Source organism: Synechococcus sp. A15-127 (genome assembly GCF_014280215.1).
Classification (GTDB): Bacteria; Cyanobacteriota; Cyanobacteriia; order PCC-6307; family Cyanobiaceae; genus Parasynechococcus.
Map to the genome: position 1 here is coordinate 1,042,339 of NZ_CP047948.1, position 14,706 is coordinate 1,057,044.

The window sequence follows — 14,706 nt, forward strand, 5'->3', positions numbered from 1 at the left end:
TTTCCCCTGAGGAGCTTTGGATCACTCTTCCTCTTCGTCACCGCCACCGACTGGGACGAGTCGGATCTGCTTGCGACCAAGCTTGATTTCAAATTCGTCGCCGGGCTTGAGTTCGAGCAGAGCGGTGTAGGCCTTGCCGATCAGCAGGTTGCCGTTGCCCTGAACTGTGGCGACGTAGCTCAGTTTGCGGCCACCTTTGCCGATACCACCGATGCCGGTGGTTCCAAGGCTGACTCCCTTTGCTTCAAGAAGTGCTTCGTAGAAGGCTGTGAAGTTCAGACGGTCGCCACCATCCTTTTTGTTGGTGACATAGCCACAGGCGCGAACCAGATCTGACTTGCTGACATCACCCAGCTCCTTGACTTTGTTGAGAAGGTCGCTTCCGGTGAGCATTGGTTTCTGTAGGTATCAACATTCTCAACATAGCGTTTGGTGACGCCGCCGTGCCATCCTTTTCGAGGGAAAGTTCTTTCCGATCCTTATTTCGTCATGGCGCGTTTTGTTCTGTGGGGTACTTACTGCTCTGATGCTCTCGAAAAGCGCACTCCATTTCGGGAAGAGCATCTCTCGAGACTGCAGTCTCTCAAGCAGCAAGGCACTCTGATCACTCTCGGACCCACAGAAGGCAGCACCCATGTGTTCGGAATCTTCGAGGCAGAGAACCTTGCCACCGTGCAAGAGCTCGTGACGCAGGACATCTATTGGACGCAGGGAATCTGGACGTCTGTCGAGGTCTATCCCTGGATCCAGGCGTTCTGAGCCTGCTCCCAGATCCAGTCCGCCACGGCAACATCTCCGCCTGTTCCGAGCACCTGCTCATATCCACTCATCTGCCCGATCCCCTCGCGTGCAATCGCGGCGATCGCTTCCGGTGAGGCGATCCCTCGTTTCTCCAGAGCGTTCATCCGCAGAGTTTTGCCCCGCCGGATGATGTTGCCTCCATGGATGTGGCAGGCGGCGCAGTGCTGCTCAAACAGAACAGCGCCCCTGCCGCTGATGTCTTCGGCAAGGGCGCTGTTGGGGCTGAGGCTGATGACCAGGATCGCCACCAGCAGACAGGTAAGGGTCCTTCTCAGGCTGCTGGCGATGGGATGAATCCTGGGTTGAATGTTCAACCGTCGATCAGCTGTTCGATCGTTCAGTTTGCAGCAGGGCTGATCTGAGAGCGTCTGTAGCGCTGAACCAGCTCTTCGGGAGAGCGGTAGCTCTGAGGCAGGGATGTGTGCAGTCGCTGCAGATAGTCCCAGCAGATGGTGCGACGGATGGAGTTCAGTTCGCGTCCGTCGGCGACAAGCCGTCTCAGGGCCTGGCAGTAGGTGGAGAATCCTGCTTCCAGATCTCCGATGGTGAGCACCTTGGTGGCTGTCGGCATGAGCAGGAAGATCAGCAGGTCCTGACTTTCGGACTCTGCCTGTCCTTCCGTCTGTTGCCAGGATCACTGATGCAAAGGGGAAGGTCCTTGGTCATGGCCGAACAGGATCTGCTTCTTTTCCTTGACAAAGTCGCCCAGCTTCAGAAGCTAGTTAATTGTTTGGAAACGGATCAGGAGCGTCGTCAGTCCCTGGCCGGGTGCTCTGATCACAATCAGGTGGTGGCCTTGGCCAGCTCCTGGGGATTCGAGATCGGACGGCGCTGGGGAGAACCCTCCACAGCCGGCGACACGCTCTGTGCGGACAACATCTTGCGCGGGCCTCTGCCGGCTCCCGGCCATGACCATGCGGACACGCTGGCTGAAGGGGCTGCCTGGCGGCTGATGCTGATCAGATCAAACGCCAGCTGTGCTTCTGAGGGTGAGTGGATCGATTCAACCGAAAGCCTCTGGATGCTTCTGTTGCGGGGTAGCGCCCGTTTGCAGCTGAGGGATCCGGAGGATGTGGCTGATCTCAGCGCCGGAGATCATCTGATGATTCCAACCCGTCGTCGCTACCGTCTACTGCGGACGGATCCACCGCCCGGAACGCTCCGGCTTGAGTTGCATTGGCGCGCTTGATCAGCCAGTAAGCCGCCGACAACGACACCACGGCGATCCCGAGACCGACCAGCAGCTGCGGTTTGTTCTCGGCTCCGGAAGGAAGCACGATCACCTTGCGGGCCACGGCAGTCAGCGCGGTGACCAGCACCAGTTCAATCTGGACCACGTGCCGGCGCAGGTAGCTGGTGATGTTCTGCAGAACCTCCAGGGCGATCAGCACGGTGAGCAGGTCACCGAGCACCTTGATCAGGTCGTTGCCCAGCCAGGTGGCCTGGGCTCCCATCAGCAGCTTGGCGCCGAGCGAGAGAATCAGCTGGACGATGGCCGCCAGAATGACGACGGCTGTGATCACCGCGAGAATCCTGGCGACCCGGCGCTCGCCGGCGTCGACCAGTGCCAGAAAGTTCAGTCCCTTGGGAAGGGAGGGTTTCACAGGGCTGCTCAGTCGTTGAAGGGGGTGTAATACGGACGGGCCGGCGTGTTGCTGGCTGGGTTGACGATCTCCGTGTCACAGGTGATCGAGCCGTCCGGGTCGGTGACACAGTTCTTGGGCACCACGGTGCTCTGCTTGCCAGCCTTGCTGCCTGGGCTCAGCACCCAGCCTTCGCTCTGGGCATGGGCACTCATCGGAAGCATCAGCAGGAGACCGATGCCGGCCATCCGTTTCAGCAGAGTCATCACTCCATGGTTCAGAGCCACCACTCTGCCGCCCATGGCGTCAGCTGGGGCAGTCCTGTCGGATTTCCTGCAGAAGCAGATCCAGCTGTCCGAATGGATCAGTCTCCGTTGCAGGGTCAGCATCGGCGCTCACCTCACCGTGCCATTCGGCTTCCACCCGGCAGAGACGGGAAGCCAGACCGGCCAGTCCGTTCAGTCGATGTTCCCGCTCGAGCACCTCCAGGATGGACGGCATGCGGGTCGACAGAGCGCGAAGACTGCGGCGCAGATCGGCCTGGGTTCTGCCCTGCTGCTTGAGCCAGTCCTTGAGCAGTTGGGTCAGCTCTGTTTCGAAGGAAGGTGTCCAGGCAGACATCGGGCGGCGGATCAGCGTGTGAGGGGGAACCAGCGATCCAGTCTGCGCTGAGCTCGACGGCTGATGTCCGGTGTGATGTGATTCCGCCAGATTCCCACCATCGCGGTCAGGGCGACGAGATCGTCACTGAATCCGGCCACCGGCAGCAGGTCGGGAATCAGATCTGCCGGCATCAGGAGATAACTGAGGGCCGCCAGCATCGTGAAACGCACCGGTGAGGGGGTGGCGTCATCCAGGAGAAGTTCAAGAGCTTCCAGGGCCGGTGTCGCGACGGTTCGACCTGTTCGTCGCAGCAGAGAGCGCAGCAGGCCTTCATCGATCACCTCGCTGTCGACAACATCCGCTTCCACCGTCGCGTCTGCCGCCTTGTCCACGAACCCTCCTTCCTGTCAATAACACCGTTGCGCGCCGCGACGTCTTTGGCGATGGGGTCGCCCTCACCCTCAGAGTGCGGATTCCACGAGACCGCTCTGAATGCCTGTCTTGCGGAGCTTGCGCAGGGCGCGCTGCACGACCTGCCGGCAGTACTCCCGAGAGCAGTTCATGTGACGGGCCACCTCGGCCAGGGTGCGCCACTCGTTGGAGCCGTCGAGGCCGAAACGCAGGGTCACCACCGTCCGTTCCTTTGGAGTGAGGTTGGCTTTGTTCAGCAGAGTCCAGACCGATGCGGAGCGTTCGGCGATTTCCGCGCGTTCCATCGGGGGAAGTTCATCGCTGGGCAACACGTCGACCAGCTCCGAGGGGTCTGATTTCGACTTGACCACTCCCTGCAGGCTCACGGTGACGCTGCGCAGTTCGCAGGCGAGCAGATCCTCGACTTCGGCCACAGGGATCGCCATGAATTCAGACAGTTGTTCGGTCGTTGGGGTGAGACCGTTGCGCTGCATCAGGCGTGCTTTGGCGGCACGCAGTTTGGTCAGTTTTTCGTTGACGTTGACCGGGATCCTGATCGTTCTGCTCTGCGTCGACAGCGCTCGGTTCAGGCCCTGGCGAATCCACCAGTAGGCATAGGTGGAGAAGCGATGTCCCCGGGTTGGATCGTATTTCTCAACGGCGCGGGTGAGCCCGAGGGTGCCTTCCTGGATCAGATCAAGTAGATCAAGGCCCTTGCCCTGGTAGCGCTTGGCCAGATTGACAACAAGGCGCAGATTGGAGGTGATCATTTGATTTTTCGCACGCTCGCCGCGGCGAATCACCACTTTTTCTTCATCGTTGTAGTCGCATGCTGGCCCGGATCCGCCTGCAAGATGACAGCGTTCAGTGATGGCAACCATCGCCTGAACTTTTCTCCCCATCATCAGTTCCTGTTCCGGGGTCAGCAGCTGGTGGCGGCCGATTTCTCCAAGAAAAGCACTTAGTGAGCTCACCATCATGACGCGATCACTCAATTGAACTTAGAACCAAAGTGTTTTCATTTGGTGGGTGTAATAAAGACTGCGGAATTCACTTTTTATCCATGATTAAAGTGTTTCTTCTTCTTGCTGAAGATAATCAGCAGTTGTGAGGCTGTATGCCCGCTAGGGTCGCGCCGTTGTCGTCCCTGTTTTCATGACACTGGCGGTCGCGCTCACAACGGATGTCGCCAAAAATGCTGGCGTCGCCTACGTCCATTACCTCAGCTTCATGATCTGCTTCGGCGCTCTCGTGCTGGAGAGGCGTCTGATCAAGGCGAATCCCGACCGTGGCGAGGCCACGGCCATGGTGATCACAGACATCGTCTACGGCATTGCAGCGCTGGCTCTCCTGGTGAGCGGCATCCTGCGGGTGATCCACTTCGGACAGGGTTCAGCCTTCTACACGGAGAATCCGCTGTTCTGGTGGAAGGTGGGCATCTACCTCTCCGTCGGTGCGCTGTCGCTGTATCCGACCATCACCTACATCCTCTGGGCGATCCCACTGCGTAAGGGTGAACTTCCCAAGGTGAGCGAGGCCCTGGCCGGACGCCTGAGCTGGATCATCAACATTGAGTTGCTCGGCTTCGCCTCGATTCCGATGCTGGCCACGCTGATGGCCCGAGGGGTTGGCCTGCCGGTGTCCTGATGCATGCTGAGCCCTGTCCTCCCGCTGCTGAGATCCGCTTTCTGAAGCAGCCTCTGCAGGCTCAGTCACTGGAGGGTGAGGCGCCTGGTTACGCCAAGCGCCTTGCCACCACGGTCTTTGGCCTGCCGAGTCTCTCCCGCTGGTGCCTCTGGATCGAACCGGTCCCTGACCCCGCGGACCGCTGGAGTGTGCGCTGGCGTCACGCTGTCGACACCGCACTCTCCCGTTGGCGTGAGCAGGTTCCTGTGGTGCTGGTGGATCAGCCGGAGCGTGCCCAGATCCGCATCCTTCGCAAGCGCCCTCCACGGCGTCGCACCGACACCGGATGGAGAGCCAGCAACGGACGCAGTGTGCTGCGGTTGGCGGAACTCAACCGTGCCGGCCAGCGCCGCCGGGAACCGCTGGTTGAGCTGCTCATTTCCCCGGAGCTTCGTGCCAAGGCGCTGGAGGCCACGGCTCTGCATGAGCTCGGCCATGCCTTCGGGCTCTGGGGCCACAGCGATGATTCCCGTGATGCCCTGGCTGTGCATCAAGGAGCCGATCCGGTGCTCACGCCCAGCGATCGCGATCGTCAGACCCTGTCTTGGGTGCGGACTCAGCCCAACCGCTTCGGCCCGGTCACCGGCCAGTGATCAAGGGCGGCGGGGAGCTCCACGCCTCGCCGCCAGCACCTCCTGCACCTCCCGCCAGCTGACGCCGTGGTGAGCCAGGGCCACCTGGATATGAAAGATCAGATCAGCGGCCTCACCAGCGATCTCCTCCCGCACATCGTCCTTGCAGGCCATGACGAACTCAGCGCTTTCCTCGCCGATCTTCTTGAGGATCCGGTTGTCACCGCCACTCAGAAGCTTGTTCGTGTAGCTGCCCTCCTCCGGTTGGCTCTGCCGGCCACGGATCACCCGGTACAGCTCCGTGCAGGCATCCGCTGGAGGCGGCAGGGCGTCGCTGCCACCGTCGCTGCGGGTGTCGCCGGCCTCGTAGAAACAGCTTCGGGCCCCGGTGTGACAGGCCACATCTCCAGTCTGTTCAATGCTCAGCAGCAGGACGTCGGCATCGCAGTCGTACCGAAGGCTCCGCAGGATCTGGGTGTGGCCGCTGGTGGCTCCCTTATGCCAGAGCTCGGCGCGGGACCGGCTCCAGTAGTGCACCTCTCCGCTGCGCAGGGTGTGCTCGATCGACTCCCGGTTCATCCAGGCCACCATGAGAACGGCTCCGTCAAGCCAGTCCTGCGCAACAGCTGGCAGCAGGCCGGCGTCGTTAAAACGGAGTTGGTTAATGAAGGCGGGGCTGGAGGGCTGCATCAGGCCTCATGCTTCATGCACTGTTCCGATCTTCCTGCAGCGTCCTCCCTCATTTGATTTGTGCTGACCCCTCCCTCCCGTCACGTCTGCAGCAAACGGTTCGAGGGGTACCCCTGCTGCCATCGGCAATGGCGTCATCAGGGCCATTGCCGCTTCGTTCACGGTTACAGCCGCAGTTTCACGCTCTGGTTCGCGGCCCTTCAGCTCGATGTCTGCGGTTTTGTGGTGGATTTCTCGGGCCTGAAAGGTTTTGAGCAGCGCCTGCGTGATCACTTTGACCACACCTTCCTCGTCAACGAAGACGATCCGCTGCTGGAGGAATGGCAGCGACTGCACGAGCTCGGCGCTCTTGATCTGCGTGTGATGACGAACGTTGGGATGGAAACCACGGCGGAACTGGTCTGGAGCTGGGCCAATCAGCTGCTTCAGGAGCGTGATCTGGGCCGCACCTGCTGCTGGGCGGTGGAGGCGCGTGAGAACGAACGCAATGCCGCCACCTACAGCTCTGTTCCGGAATGGTTTGTGAATGAATCCACTCAGCTATAAAGAAGTGCTCGGTTCCAGCAGAGATCAGCTGTTGGAGGAAACGGGGAAAGACCGGTGAAAATCCGTCGCTGTCCCGCAGCTGTGAAGCGACTCCATCGGTCAGTCCGGCCGATCCGTCGTCAGTCAGAACGCCCGCCGACTTCTTCATCGACGAGGATCGAACACGATGCATTCCAACCAGATGATCCGCACGGCATGGCCCTGTCTGGGGCTGTCGCTGCTGTCTCTGCTCGCCGCGACTCCCGCCCTCGCCCATCACCCCTTCGGCATGCCGGAGGGATCCGGAATCACCGCCTGGCAGGGCGTGATCAGCGGGATCGGTCACCCTCTGCTGGGGCCAGACCATCTGTTGTTTCTGTTGGCCATCGCTCTTGTGGGTCTGCGTCAGCCCCGTCGCTGGGTGCTCCCGCTGCTGGCTCTGGGCCTGGGCGGCAGTCTCGTCTCCCAGTTGGTTCCTCTGCCGTCAACGCTTGAGACCGCCGCGGAGGCCTGCGTCTCCCTCACTCTCGTGCTCGAGGGTCTGGTGATCCTCGGGCGCCTGCCGGTGTGGCTTCTGCTGCCGGCCATCAGCCTGCACGGATACCTGCTGGGTGGAGCTGTGATCGGCGCTGAGCCGGCTCCCCTGCTCGCCTATGGCCTCGGGCTGCTGATCGGTCAGGGTGTGCTGCTGCTGGCCGTCACCAGTGTCTCCAGCCGCCTGCTGGAGGGGTTCGGCAGCAACGGGCGCCAGATCGCCGCCGGCATCTGGATCGGCATCGGCGCCGCCTTCACCTGGTCGCTGCTCGTTCCCTGAGCGCAGATCAGCTGAGCACCAATCGCTCGGCTTCGACCCCGGCCGCCTCGACCTCCACGGAGATCCGTTGGCCTTCGCTGAAGCGTCCCCCGAGGATGGCTTTGGCGATCGGGGTCTCCAGTTCCCGCTGAATCGCCCGCTTCAGGGGTCTCGCCCCGTACACCGGGTCGTAACCGACATTGGCGAGCCAGTCCGAGGCGCTTTCGCTTAGCTGCAGTTCCAGCTTGCGCTCCTCCAGGCGCTGTCGCAGCCGTTCCACCTGGAGGCTCACGATCTGGCGGAGTTCCTGCCGGTCGAGGCTGCGGAAGATGATCTGATCGTCCAGACGGTTGAGGAACTCAGGCCGGAAGTGGCCGCGCAGGGCCTCATTCACCCGTCGTTCCATCTCTCCGTGCTGATCCGGGTTCCCGGCCAGCTCCAGGATCGACTGGCTGCCGATGTTGCTGGTGAGGATCAGCACCGTGTTGGTGAAGTCCACCGTGCGTCCCTGCCCGTCGGTGACCCGCCCGTCATCGAGGATCTGCAGCATCACGTTGAACACGTCGGGGTGGGCCTTCTCCACCTCGTCGAAGAGGATCACCGCGTAGGGCCTGCGGCGAACCGCTTCCGTGAGCTGACCACCCGCCTCGTAGCCCACGTAGCCCGGAGGTGCGCCGATCAGACGGCTCACGGTGTGCTTCTCCATGTACTCCGACATGTCGATGCGCACCATCGCGTCGTCACTGTCGAAGAGACGGTTGGCCAGGGCTTTCGACAGTTCCGTCTTGCCGACTCCGGTGGGACCGAGGAACAGGAAGCTGGCGATCGGACGGTTGGGGTCGCTGAGGCCTGCCCGGGACCGCTGGATCGCATCAGCGACGGCGGTCACAGCCTCGTCCTGCCCGATGACGCGCTGATGCAGGTCGTCCTCGAGCTGGAGCAGCTTCTCCATCTCGCTCTGCACCAGGCGTGCCACGGGAATGCCGGTCCACTTGGCGATCACTTCAGCGATGTCGTCCTCGCTCACCTCTTCACGCAGCAGGGTCTTCTCACCCGCCTCGTCTCCGGAGAGCTGAAGTTCCTTCTCCTGCAGCTGTTTCTGGAGACCGGCCAGGGTGCCGTACTCGAGTTCCGCGGCCTTGTTGAGGTCGTAGCTGCGTTTGGCCTGCTCCACCTGCAGTTGCACCCGTTCGATCTCCTCCTTCAGGGCAGAGAGGTCGTCGATGGCGCCTTTCTCCTGCTGCCATTGCGCATTGAGCGTGCTCTGCTGCTCGCTCAGTTCCGCCAGCTCACGCTCGAGGCGCTGCAGACGTTCCTGGCTGGCACTGTCGGATTCCCGACCGAGGGAGAGCTTCTCCATCTCCAGCTGCAGGATCTTCCGGTCGATTTCATCGATCTCCTCCGGTTTGGAGGTGATCTCCATCTTGAGGCGGGCGGCGGACTCGTCCACCAGATCAATGGCCTTGTCCGGTAGGAAGCGGTCCGCGATGTAGCGGCTGCTCAGCACTGCGGCGGCCACCAGGGCGCTGTCGGCGATGCGCACGCCATGGTGCACCTCGTAGCGCTCCTTGAGTCCCCTGAGGATCGAGATGGTGTCCTCCACCGTGGGCTGATCCACGAGCACCTGCTGGAAGCGACGCTCGAGGGCTGGATCCTTCTCGATGTGCTGGCGGTGTTCATCGAGGGTCGTCGCTCCGATGCAGCGCAGTTCTCCGCGGGCCAGCATCGGCTTCAGCAGGTTGCTGGCATCCATGGCACCGCCGCTGGCTCCGGCTCCCACCACGGTGTGGATCTCATCGATGAACAGCACGATCTGGCCCTCGGAGGCGGTGACCTCCTTGAGCACAGCCTTGAGCCGCTCCTCGAATTCACCGCGGTATTTCGCACCGGCGATCAGGGATCCCATGTCGAGGGCGATGAGCTGCCGGTTCTGCAGGGCTGAGGGCACATCGCCGTTGACGATGCGCTGGGCCAGTCCCTCGACGATCGCCGTCTTGCCGACACCGGGTTCCCCGATCAGCACGGGGTTGTTCTTGGTGCGTCGGCTGAGGATCTGAATGGTGCGCCGGATTTCGTCATCACGACCGATCACCGGGTCGAGCTTGCCGTCTCGGGCCGCTGCCGTGAGGTCACGGCCGTATTTCTCGAGGGATTCGTAGGTCCCCTCCGGATTCTGGTCGGTCACCGACTGATTGCCCCGCACGGCTGTGATGGCTTCTTTCAGCTTGGCTGCGTCCACCCCCGCCTGGTTGAGCAGCTGGCGGCCGCAGCGCTCGTCCTCGGTGAGAGCGAGCAGCAGATGCTCGATCGAGATGTAGCTGTCACCGAAGCTGTTGCGCTGCGATTCCGCCCGATCCAGCACTCCGTTCACCCCGCGGCCGAGAAAGACCGACTCCGGTCGGGAGTTCATGCTCGGCTGCCGCTTGAGGTAGGCCTGCACGGATGTTTCGAAGCCGCTGGGGTCGACACCGGCTTTTTGAAGGATGCGACCGGCCAGGCCGTTCTGCTGCAGCAGGGCCAGCAGCAGGTGCTCGCTCTCCAGCTGTTGATGGCGAGCGGACTGGGCCAGTTGCTGGGCAGCGACAACGGCGGCCCAGGCTTTTTCCGTGAACTGTTCCGCCGTGGGTTGCATAGGGGAGTGATCCCGAACTGAGCAAACCGTATGGCGATCCCGCTGTGATCTGGGGCGGCAAACCGAAGGCTCCGGTGGGGCCCTTTCGCCAGCGGGCGGTGAACCGGAATCGGTTTTTAGAGTTCGCCGAACCTTTCAGCGTCGGAATGGTCGATCAGCAGCTTGTGGAGACCCTCGTGCAGAGGGGGCTGGAGCTCGCCGCCAGTGCCGGCGGCGAGCTGGAACGCAGCTGCTGGATGGTGGTCCATGAACACCATCACGGCGTCAAGCCGACGGAATACGACATCCGCGAGATCGATGAGCAGCTGTATCTGGAGGTGCTGAAGGGAGCCAGGCAGGCCTGAGCCGTTCAGGGGCGGGTGCGCTGGGCCAGTGCCGCCGCTTCGGCGGCACAGTCACGGCTGGGGGGCAGACCCTTGGCTTTGGCGGCATTCACTTCGGCCTTCGCAGCGATGAAATCAGACTCGAATTCAGCATTGGTATGCAGAAGGGCCACAGCGGCGGCGCCCATCACCTGCCCGTTCATCACATCACTGGCCCAGTGCACGTTGCAGAGGTGGCGACTCTCCCCGTAAGCCAGGCCTCGAGCCAGGATTTCATTGCGGCGCTCCGGCACCATCTCGCTGAGGATCAGGGCCCAGGCCCAGCCGACAGCGGTGTGACCGGATGGATAGGACGGATCCGTCGTCAGCACGACCTGGTCTTGAGGAGAACAGATCGGTTTCCCGTTCACAAGGAATGGGCGCTTCCTGCCGTAGTGGTTTTTGGCTTTGTAGGTGGAGAGACCTGCATCGGTGAGCGTTCGGCGCAGCAGCATCACCAGCGTTGGTGTGGCCTCTTCGCTGATGGGGGCGCCGATGGCACAGGAGAAGGTGCTGGCAGCCTGAGGGAATCCAAGGTCTGCATCGGCAGCTGCGAGGTTCCATCGCGGTGTGCCAGGCAGAGGGAAGCTTCTGAGGGAGACCGTGTCATCAAGGGCATGCTCCGGCTGGCCGAGTTGCGGCGGAGGCGGAAGCAGCTGCAGGCTGTCCGGCACAGCGTTATCCGGCAGGTATCCCTTGAGGAGTCCCTTGTGGATTTCGGGGACATCTGCACTGGCGATCAGGCAGTCAGAGCCGGAGGGGGCGGCCAGAGCACTCCGGGATGGCTGCCCCACGACCACCAGAAGAAGGGAGACCGGAAAACCAGCCAGGAGGTTGAGCTTGTGCATGCTGAACGAGACTTCCACGTGCCTTAGCAACGGAAGCACGATCCGGATCAGCTGGGGATGTGGAAACGCCGTTTCACGGCACTGCGATCGAACCAGTCGCTGATTCGGGTGTCCTCGGCATCGTGCAGGAGATCGAGCTTCCGCACCTGAAAGCCGTTGCTGGTGGCCAGCGCGATCAGGTCTTCATCGCTGCCACAGGATTGAACGGCTTGGCGCAGTCGCGGGCTGCGTTCAACCGCATGCAGAAAGTCCTTCAGGGCTTCGCGACTCACCAGCCCAGCTCGGCCTGCTGCTCCACATAGGTGGCAACAGCAATGATGTCGTCCTCGCTCAACTCGCCGGCGTAGGCCGGCATCGCGTTCTTCCCGTCTTCGATGGAGTGTTCGATCGCTTCCAGTGGATCCTGTTGGTAGGCCTCGAGATGGGAATTGAGATCGCGCATCTTGAGAGTGCGACTGGCGCGGATCACATTGCCCCCGCCCATGTGACATGCAGCGCAGTTGCTGGAGAAGATCTGCTCACCGCGTTCGAGGTCTGTGCCGATCGCGAAGGCCGGCCCGTGAGGGGCCATGACCACGATCAGAGCGAGCAGCAAGGTGAGCGGGCCTGCGATGCGAGCCATTCAATCTCAATGGTTCATCCCAAACTATCCAGCGGAGCGATCAAATGAAAGAACCCCGACCCCTCCGTTCTGGAGAGATTCGGGGTTTTCGAGTTGGTTTGGTGTCAGCGAGTTGTGATCGCTGGATCGATCACTCGACGATCACCTTGCCGACCATGCCGGCTCCGCGGTGGGGCTCGCAGTAGTAGTTGAAGGTGCCGGCCTCGCTGAAGGTCTCTTCCCAGGATTCACCGGGTGCGAAAGCCAGGTCGGAGTGGCTGTACTCGTCGTGGCCATCGAAGACGGCGTTGTGAGGAGCCAGTTTGTTGTTGATGAACTTGACGGTGTCACCGGACTTGATGGTCACGGTGGCGGGCTCAAAGGCGAGCATGCCGGCATCGGTACCCAGCTTGACCTCGACGGTGGAGGCCTGGGCGCTGCCGACGTTCAGGCCGATCAGCATCAGGAAGGCACAGCAAGCAGCTGCGAAGGTGCGAATGACAGACCGCATTGGCTGAAGAAGCAATATTCAGACTTTACGCGTGGCTCTCGGTTTGCCGCGGTTTGGGAGGCCTGAATCGCTAAGAACTGTTTCCAGGGTGACGGCATGACTGGTCCTGCCGAAGCGCTCGGGAGCGCTCACGGGGTCGTGAATGAAATGGCGCTGACGAATGCTGAAGCGATCCCAGGCATTCACTTCGATCGGCAGCACACGGATGAGCGCTTCGATCAGCCATGGCCAGAGCGGAATGCCCGGCGTCCGGCCCACCCCACGCCAGCGGCACATCGTGGCCACAGCATCGTCCACGGAGATGGCCCGCTGCCCCATCACAATCCGGCGCAGAGCGCCCTGTCCGGGCTCACGGTTCGCTTCATGGGCTCGTGTGGCGAACTGGCCGCAGATCCGGGCAATGTCCTCGGCATGGATGAAGTGGAAGCTGGCGTCAGCCCGCAACCAGCGGGCCAGCCAGAGCCAGCGACTGGCCTCCGCCAGTCCTTCGGTGAGGTAGCTGGTGGGGAAGGGGCTGGTGCCATCCACCCGTCCACCGAAGACCAGGGTGGGAAAGACGGCGATGATCCGTGACGCCAGGGGGTGCTCCTCGAGGTCCTGGAGACAGCGGGCTTTGGTCTGGATGTATTCGGTGCCGTAGGCAAGAGCTTCAGGCAGCGGTCGCAGATGGCGATCGAGGATGCTGGCGGTGGAGAAGTAGATGACCTGCTCGAGCACCGTCGGGTCGAGCAGCTGCAGCATCCGCTTCACAGCCACGACATTCACTTGTTCGGCCCGCTCCGGATCGCCCCAGGCGGTGGCGGTGTGAATCACCCGGTTCACCGTCGACAACTCCGCCGCGAAGCGATCGGTCTCACGCAGATCTCCCACCAGCAGACGGATCCTTGGATGATCGGCCGCAACAGCAGTGAGCTTGGAAGGATCCCTCAGCCAGAGGAGCAGCTCCGCTTCGGAGTGCTCCAGAAGCCAGCGCGAGACGTATTGACCAACGCAGCCGCTGGCTCCGGTGACCAGGATCCGGGTCAAGCGGCTGCCCCGATGCGCTCCATCACGGATTTGCCGGCCTCGAAGAAGGCACGGCCGTTCTCCTCAGGCGTCCCCGGCAGGATGCCGTGGCCAAGGTTGAGGATGTGGCGGCGACCGCGGGCCTTGCTCACGCAGTCATCGATGCGGGCCTGGATCGCCTCCGGTGTCCCGAACAGCAGGCCGGGATCGACGTTGCCCTGAACCCCGATGTGCTCCGGCAAACGCGCAAGGGCTTCGCCCATGTCCACCGTCCAGTCGAGGGAAATGATGTCCACACCGGTGGTGGCCATCCGCTCGATCACGCCGGCACTGCCGGAGATGTAGAGGATGAACGGTGTATCGGGGTGGGTCTGCTTGACCAGATCCACAACTTTCTTCTGGTACGGCGCGGCGAACGTGTCGTAATCGGCGGGGCTGAGCTGACCGGCCCAGGAGTCGAACATCTGCACCACCTGGGCGCCGGAATCGATCTGATAGCGGAGATAGTTGGCGATCGACTCGGCGAAGTGGTCCAGCAGTCTGTGGAGCAGCGCGGGTTCCTGGAACGCCATCGCCTTGATCACGGCGTAGTTCTTGCTGCTCTTGCCTTCCACCACGTAGGCGGCCAGGGTCCAGGGGGCGCCCACGAAGCCGAGCACGGCAGCCCGGTTGCCGACGCTCTCCCGCAGCCGACCGAGCACCTCTCCCACGAAGGGCATGCTCTCGCCGGGGATCAGGGGCTTCAGGGCCTCCACCTGGGACAGGTTGCGGATCGGGTCGTTGATCTGCGGCCCCTTGCTCTCCACGATGTCGAAGTCGATCCCCATGCCCGGCAGCGGCGTGAGGATGTCGGAGAACAGAATCACGCCATCGGGCTGGAAGGCCTCGAATGGCTGCATGGAGATCTCGTAGGAGAGATCGGGGTTCTCCGAGCGTTCCCGGAAGCTGGGATGACGGTCGCGAAGGTCCCTGTAGACCTTCATGTAGCGGCCTGCCTGACGCATCATCCAGACCGGAGGACGCTCCACTGATTCACCGCGCGCGGCACGCAGCAGCAGGGGCAGGGAGTCACTCATCCGGGTC

At 62.2% G+C, this 14,706-nt stretch carries 23 protein-coding genes and 1 riboswitch; of the genes, 7 read left to right on the plus strand and 16 right to left on the minus strand.

Annotated elements, in window-relative coordinates:
* Positions 1–21: 21 nt before the first annotated feature.
* Positions 22–393 carry an AbrB family transcriptional regulator gene (locus SynA15127_RS05065; protein ID WP_043690519.1) on the minus strand — a complete coding sequence of 124 codons (372 nt, stop codon included), beginning with the start codon at positions 391–393 and terminating at the stop codon, positions 22–24.
* A 96-nt stretch (positions 394–489) separates the two neighbouring features.
* On the opposite strand from SynA15127_RS05065, the gene SynA15127_RS05070 reads away from it, so the two are divergent.
* Positions 490–759: a YciI family protein gene (locus SynA15127_RS05070; RefSeq protein ID WP_186485259.1), complete on the plus strand. Its 270-nt coding sequence runs from the start codon at positions 490–492 to the stop codon at positions 757–759.
* On the opposite strand, the gene SynA15127_RS05075 is transcribed toward SynA15127_RS05070, so the two are convergent.
* Together SynA15127_RS05075 and SynA15127_RS05080 are read right to left on the minus strand one after the other, a co-directional pair.
* Positions 735–1,115 (minus strand): c-type cytochrome, encoded by a 381-nt coding sequence (locus tag SynA15127_RS05075; RefSeq protein ID WP_255475587.1) that lies wholly within the window; start codon positions 1,113–1,115, stop codon positions 735–737. The two genes, SynA15127_RS05070 and SynA15127_RS05075, sit on opposite strands and share 25 nt — an antisense overlap.
* A gap of 23 nt (positions 1,116–1,138) precedes the next feature.
* Complete coding sequence (locus tag SynA15127_RS05080) at positions 1,139–1,372, minus strand: DUF3136 domain-containing protein (protein ID WP_186485260.1); 234 nt, start codon at positions 1,370–1,372, stop codon at positions 1,139–1,141.
* Between the two features lie 93 nt (positions 1,373–1,465).
* Between SynA15127_RS05080 and SynA15127_RS05085 the strand changes: the two genes are divergently transcribed.
* Positions 1,466–1,990, plus strand: coding sequence for a Nif11 domain/cupin domain-containing protein (locus SynA15127_RS05085; RefSeq protein ID WP_186485261.1), 525 nt, complete (start codon positions 1,466–1,468; stop codon positions 1,988–1,990).
* On the opposite strand, the gene SynA15127_RS05090 is transcribed toward SynA15127_RS05085, so the two are convergent.
* From SynA15127_RS05090 to SynA15127_RS05110, 5 genes are all read right to left on the minus strand, one after another.
* On the minus strand, positions 1,884–2,405 hold the full coding sequence (locus SynA15127_RS05090; protein WP_255475588.1) for a phosphate-starvation-inducible PsiE family protein: 522 nt from the start codon (positions 2,403–2,405) through the stop codon (positions 1,884–1,886). The genes SynA15127_RS05085 and SynA15127_RS05090 overlap by 107 nt on opposite strands.
* An 8-nt stretch (positions 2,406–2,413) precedes the next feature.
* Positions 2,414–2,686: a hypothetical protein gene (locus SynA15127_RS05095; RefSeq protein WP_255475589.1), complete on the minus strand. Its 273-nt coding sequence runs from the start codon at positions 2,684–2,686 to the stop codon at positions 2,414–2,416.
* 4 nt (positions 2,687–2,690) lie between these two features.
* Positions 2,691–3,005, minus strand: coding sequence for a hypothetical protein (locus SynA15127_RS05100; RefSeq protein ID WP_186485262.1), 315 nt, complete (start codon positions 3,003–3,005; stop codon positions 2,691–2,693).
* Between the two features lie 11 nt (positions 3,006–3,016).
* A complete protein-coding gene (locus SynA15127_RS05105; RefSeq protein ID WP_186485263.1) occupies positions 3,017–3,379 on the minus strand; it encodes a YkvA family protein in 363 nt (120 codons plus the stop codon).
* Positions 3,380–3,448: 69 nt separating this feature from the next.
* A complete protein-coding gene (locus SynA15127_RS05110; protein WP_186485264.1) occupies positions 3,449–4,375 on the minus strand; it encodes a sigma-70 family RNA polymerase sigma factor in 927 nt (308 codons plus the stop codon).
* 178 nt (positions 4,376–4,553) lie between these two features.
* Between SynA15127_RS05110 and SynA15127_RS05115 the strand changes: the two genes are divergently transcribed.
* Both SynA15127_RS05115 and SynA15127_RS05120 read left to right on the plus strand, forming a co-directional pair.
* Positions 4,554–5,045 carry a DUF2214 family protein gene (locus SynA15127_RS05115; protein ID WP_186485265.1) on the plus strand — a complete coding sequence of 164 codons (492 nt, stop codon included), beginning with the start codon at positions 4,554–4,556 and terminating at the stop codon, positions 5,043–5,045.
* Positions 5,045–5,677 (plus strand): peptidase, encoded by a 633-nt coding sequence (locus SynA15127_RS05120; protein ID WP_186485266.1) that lies wholly within the window; start codon positions 5,045–5,047, stop codon positions 5,675–5,677. Before SynA15127_RS05115 ends, SynA15127_RS05120 begins: the two co-directional genes overlap by 1 nt.
* Here SynA15127_RS05120 and hisIE read toward each other — a convergent pair whose 3' ends face one another.
* The gene (gene hisIE / locus SynA15127_RS05125; RefSeq protein WP_186485267.1) at positions 5,678–6,346 is read right to left on the minus strand and encodes a bifunctional phosphoribosyl-AMP cyclohydrolase/phosphoribosyl-ATP diphosphatase HisIE; all 669 of its coding nucleotides are present in this window, start codon (positions 6,344–6,346) and stop codon (positions 5,678–5,680) included.
* Between the two features lie 60 nt (positions 6,347–6,406).
* Here hisIE and SynA15127_RS05130 point away from each other — a divergent pair, with 60 nt between their 5' ends.
* Both SynA15127_RS05130 and SynA15127_RS05135 read left to right on the plus strand, forming a co-directional pair.
* The gene (locus SynA15127_RS05130; RefSeq protein WP_186485268.1) at positions 6,407–6,892 is read left to right on the plus strand and encodes a 6-carboxytetrahydropterin synthase; all 486 of its coding nucleotides are present in this window, start codon (positions 6,407–6,409) and stop codon (positions 6,890–6,892) included.
* A riboswitch (cobalamin riboswitch) is annotated at positions 6,885–7,047 on the plus strand. It overlaps the preceding gene by 8 nt.
* Positions 7,048–7,058: 11 nt before the next feature.
* Positions 7,059–7,685, plus strand: a complete 627-nt coding sequence (locus SynA15127_RS05135) for a HupE/UreJ family protein (protein WP_255475590.1) — start codon at positions 7,059–7,061, stop codon at positions 7,683–7,685.
* Between the two features lie 7 nt (positions 7,686–7,692).
* Here the strand turns inward: SynA15127_RS05135 and clpB are convergent, their stop codons facing one another.
* Positions 7,693–10,296 carry an ATP-dependent chaperone ClpB gene (gene clpB / locus SynA15127_RS05140; RefSeq protein ID WP_186485269.1) on the minus strand — a complete coding sequence of 868 codons (2,604 nt, stop codon included), beginning with the start codon at positions 10,294–10,296 and terminating at the stop codon, positions 7,693–7,695.
* A 146-nt stretch (positions 10,297–10,442) separates the two neighbouring features.
* Here clpB and SynA15127_RS05145 point away from each other — a divergent pair, with 146 nt between their 5' ends.
* Positions 10,443–10,640, plus strand: coding sequence for a hypothetical protein (locus tag SynA15127_RS05145; protein WP_186485270.1), 198 nt, complete (start codon positions 10,443–10,445; stop codon positions 10,638–10,640).
* Positions 10,641–10,645: 5 nt separating this feature from the next.
* Here SynA15127_RS05145 and SynA15127_RS05150 read toward each other — a convergent pair whose 3' ends face one another.
* From SynA15127_RS05150 to hemE, 6 genes are all read right to left on the minus strand, one after another.
* On the minus strand, positions 10,646–11,524 hold the full coding sequence (locus tag SynA15127_RS05150) for a phosphatase PAP2 family protein (protein WP_255475591.1): 879 nt from the start codon (positions 11,522–11,524) through the stop codon (positions 10,646–10,648).
* Positions 11,525–11,553: 29 nt separating this feature from the next.
* Positions 11,554–11,778 (minus strand): Nif11-like leader peptide family natural product precursor, encoded by a 225-nt coding sequence (locus SynA15127_RS05155; RefSeq protein WP_186485271.1) that lies wholly within the window; start codon positions 11,776–11,778, stop codon positions 11,554–11,556.
* Positions 11,775–12,128, minus strand: a complete 354-nt coding sequence (locus SynA15127_RS05160; RefSeq protein ID WP_186485272.1) for a c-type cytochrome — start codon at positions 12,126–12,128, stop codon at positions 11,775–11,777. The genes SynA15127_RS05155 and SynA15127_RS05160 overlap by 4 nt, the downstream gene beginning before the upstream one ends.
* A gap of 130 nt (positions 12,129–12,258) precedes the next feature.
* Positions 12,259–12,618 (minus strand): plastocyanin, encoded by a 360-nt coding sequence (petE, locus tag SynA15127_RS05165; RefSeq protein ID WP_186485273.1) that lies wholly within the window; start codon positions 12,616–12,618, stop codon positions 12,259–12,261.
* 18 nt (positions 12,619–12,636) lie between these two features.
* On the minus strand, positions 12,637–13,644 hold the full coding sequence (locus SynA15127_RS05170; RefSeq protein WP_186485274.1) for an NAD(P)-dependent oxidoreductase: 1,008 nt from the start codon (positions 13,642–13,644) through the stop codon (positions 12,637–12,639).
* Positions 13,641–14,699, minus strand: coding sequence for a uroporphyrinogen decarboxylase (gene hemE / locus SynA15127_RS05175; protein WP_186485275.1), 1,059 nt, complete (start codon positions 14,697–14,699; stop codon positions 13,641–13,643). Before hemE ends, SynA15127_RS05170 begins: the two co-directional genes overlap by 4 nt.
* Between the last annotated feature and the right edge of the window lie 7 nt (positions 14,700–14,706).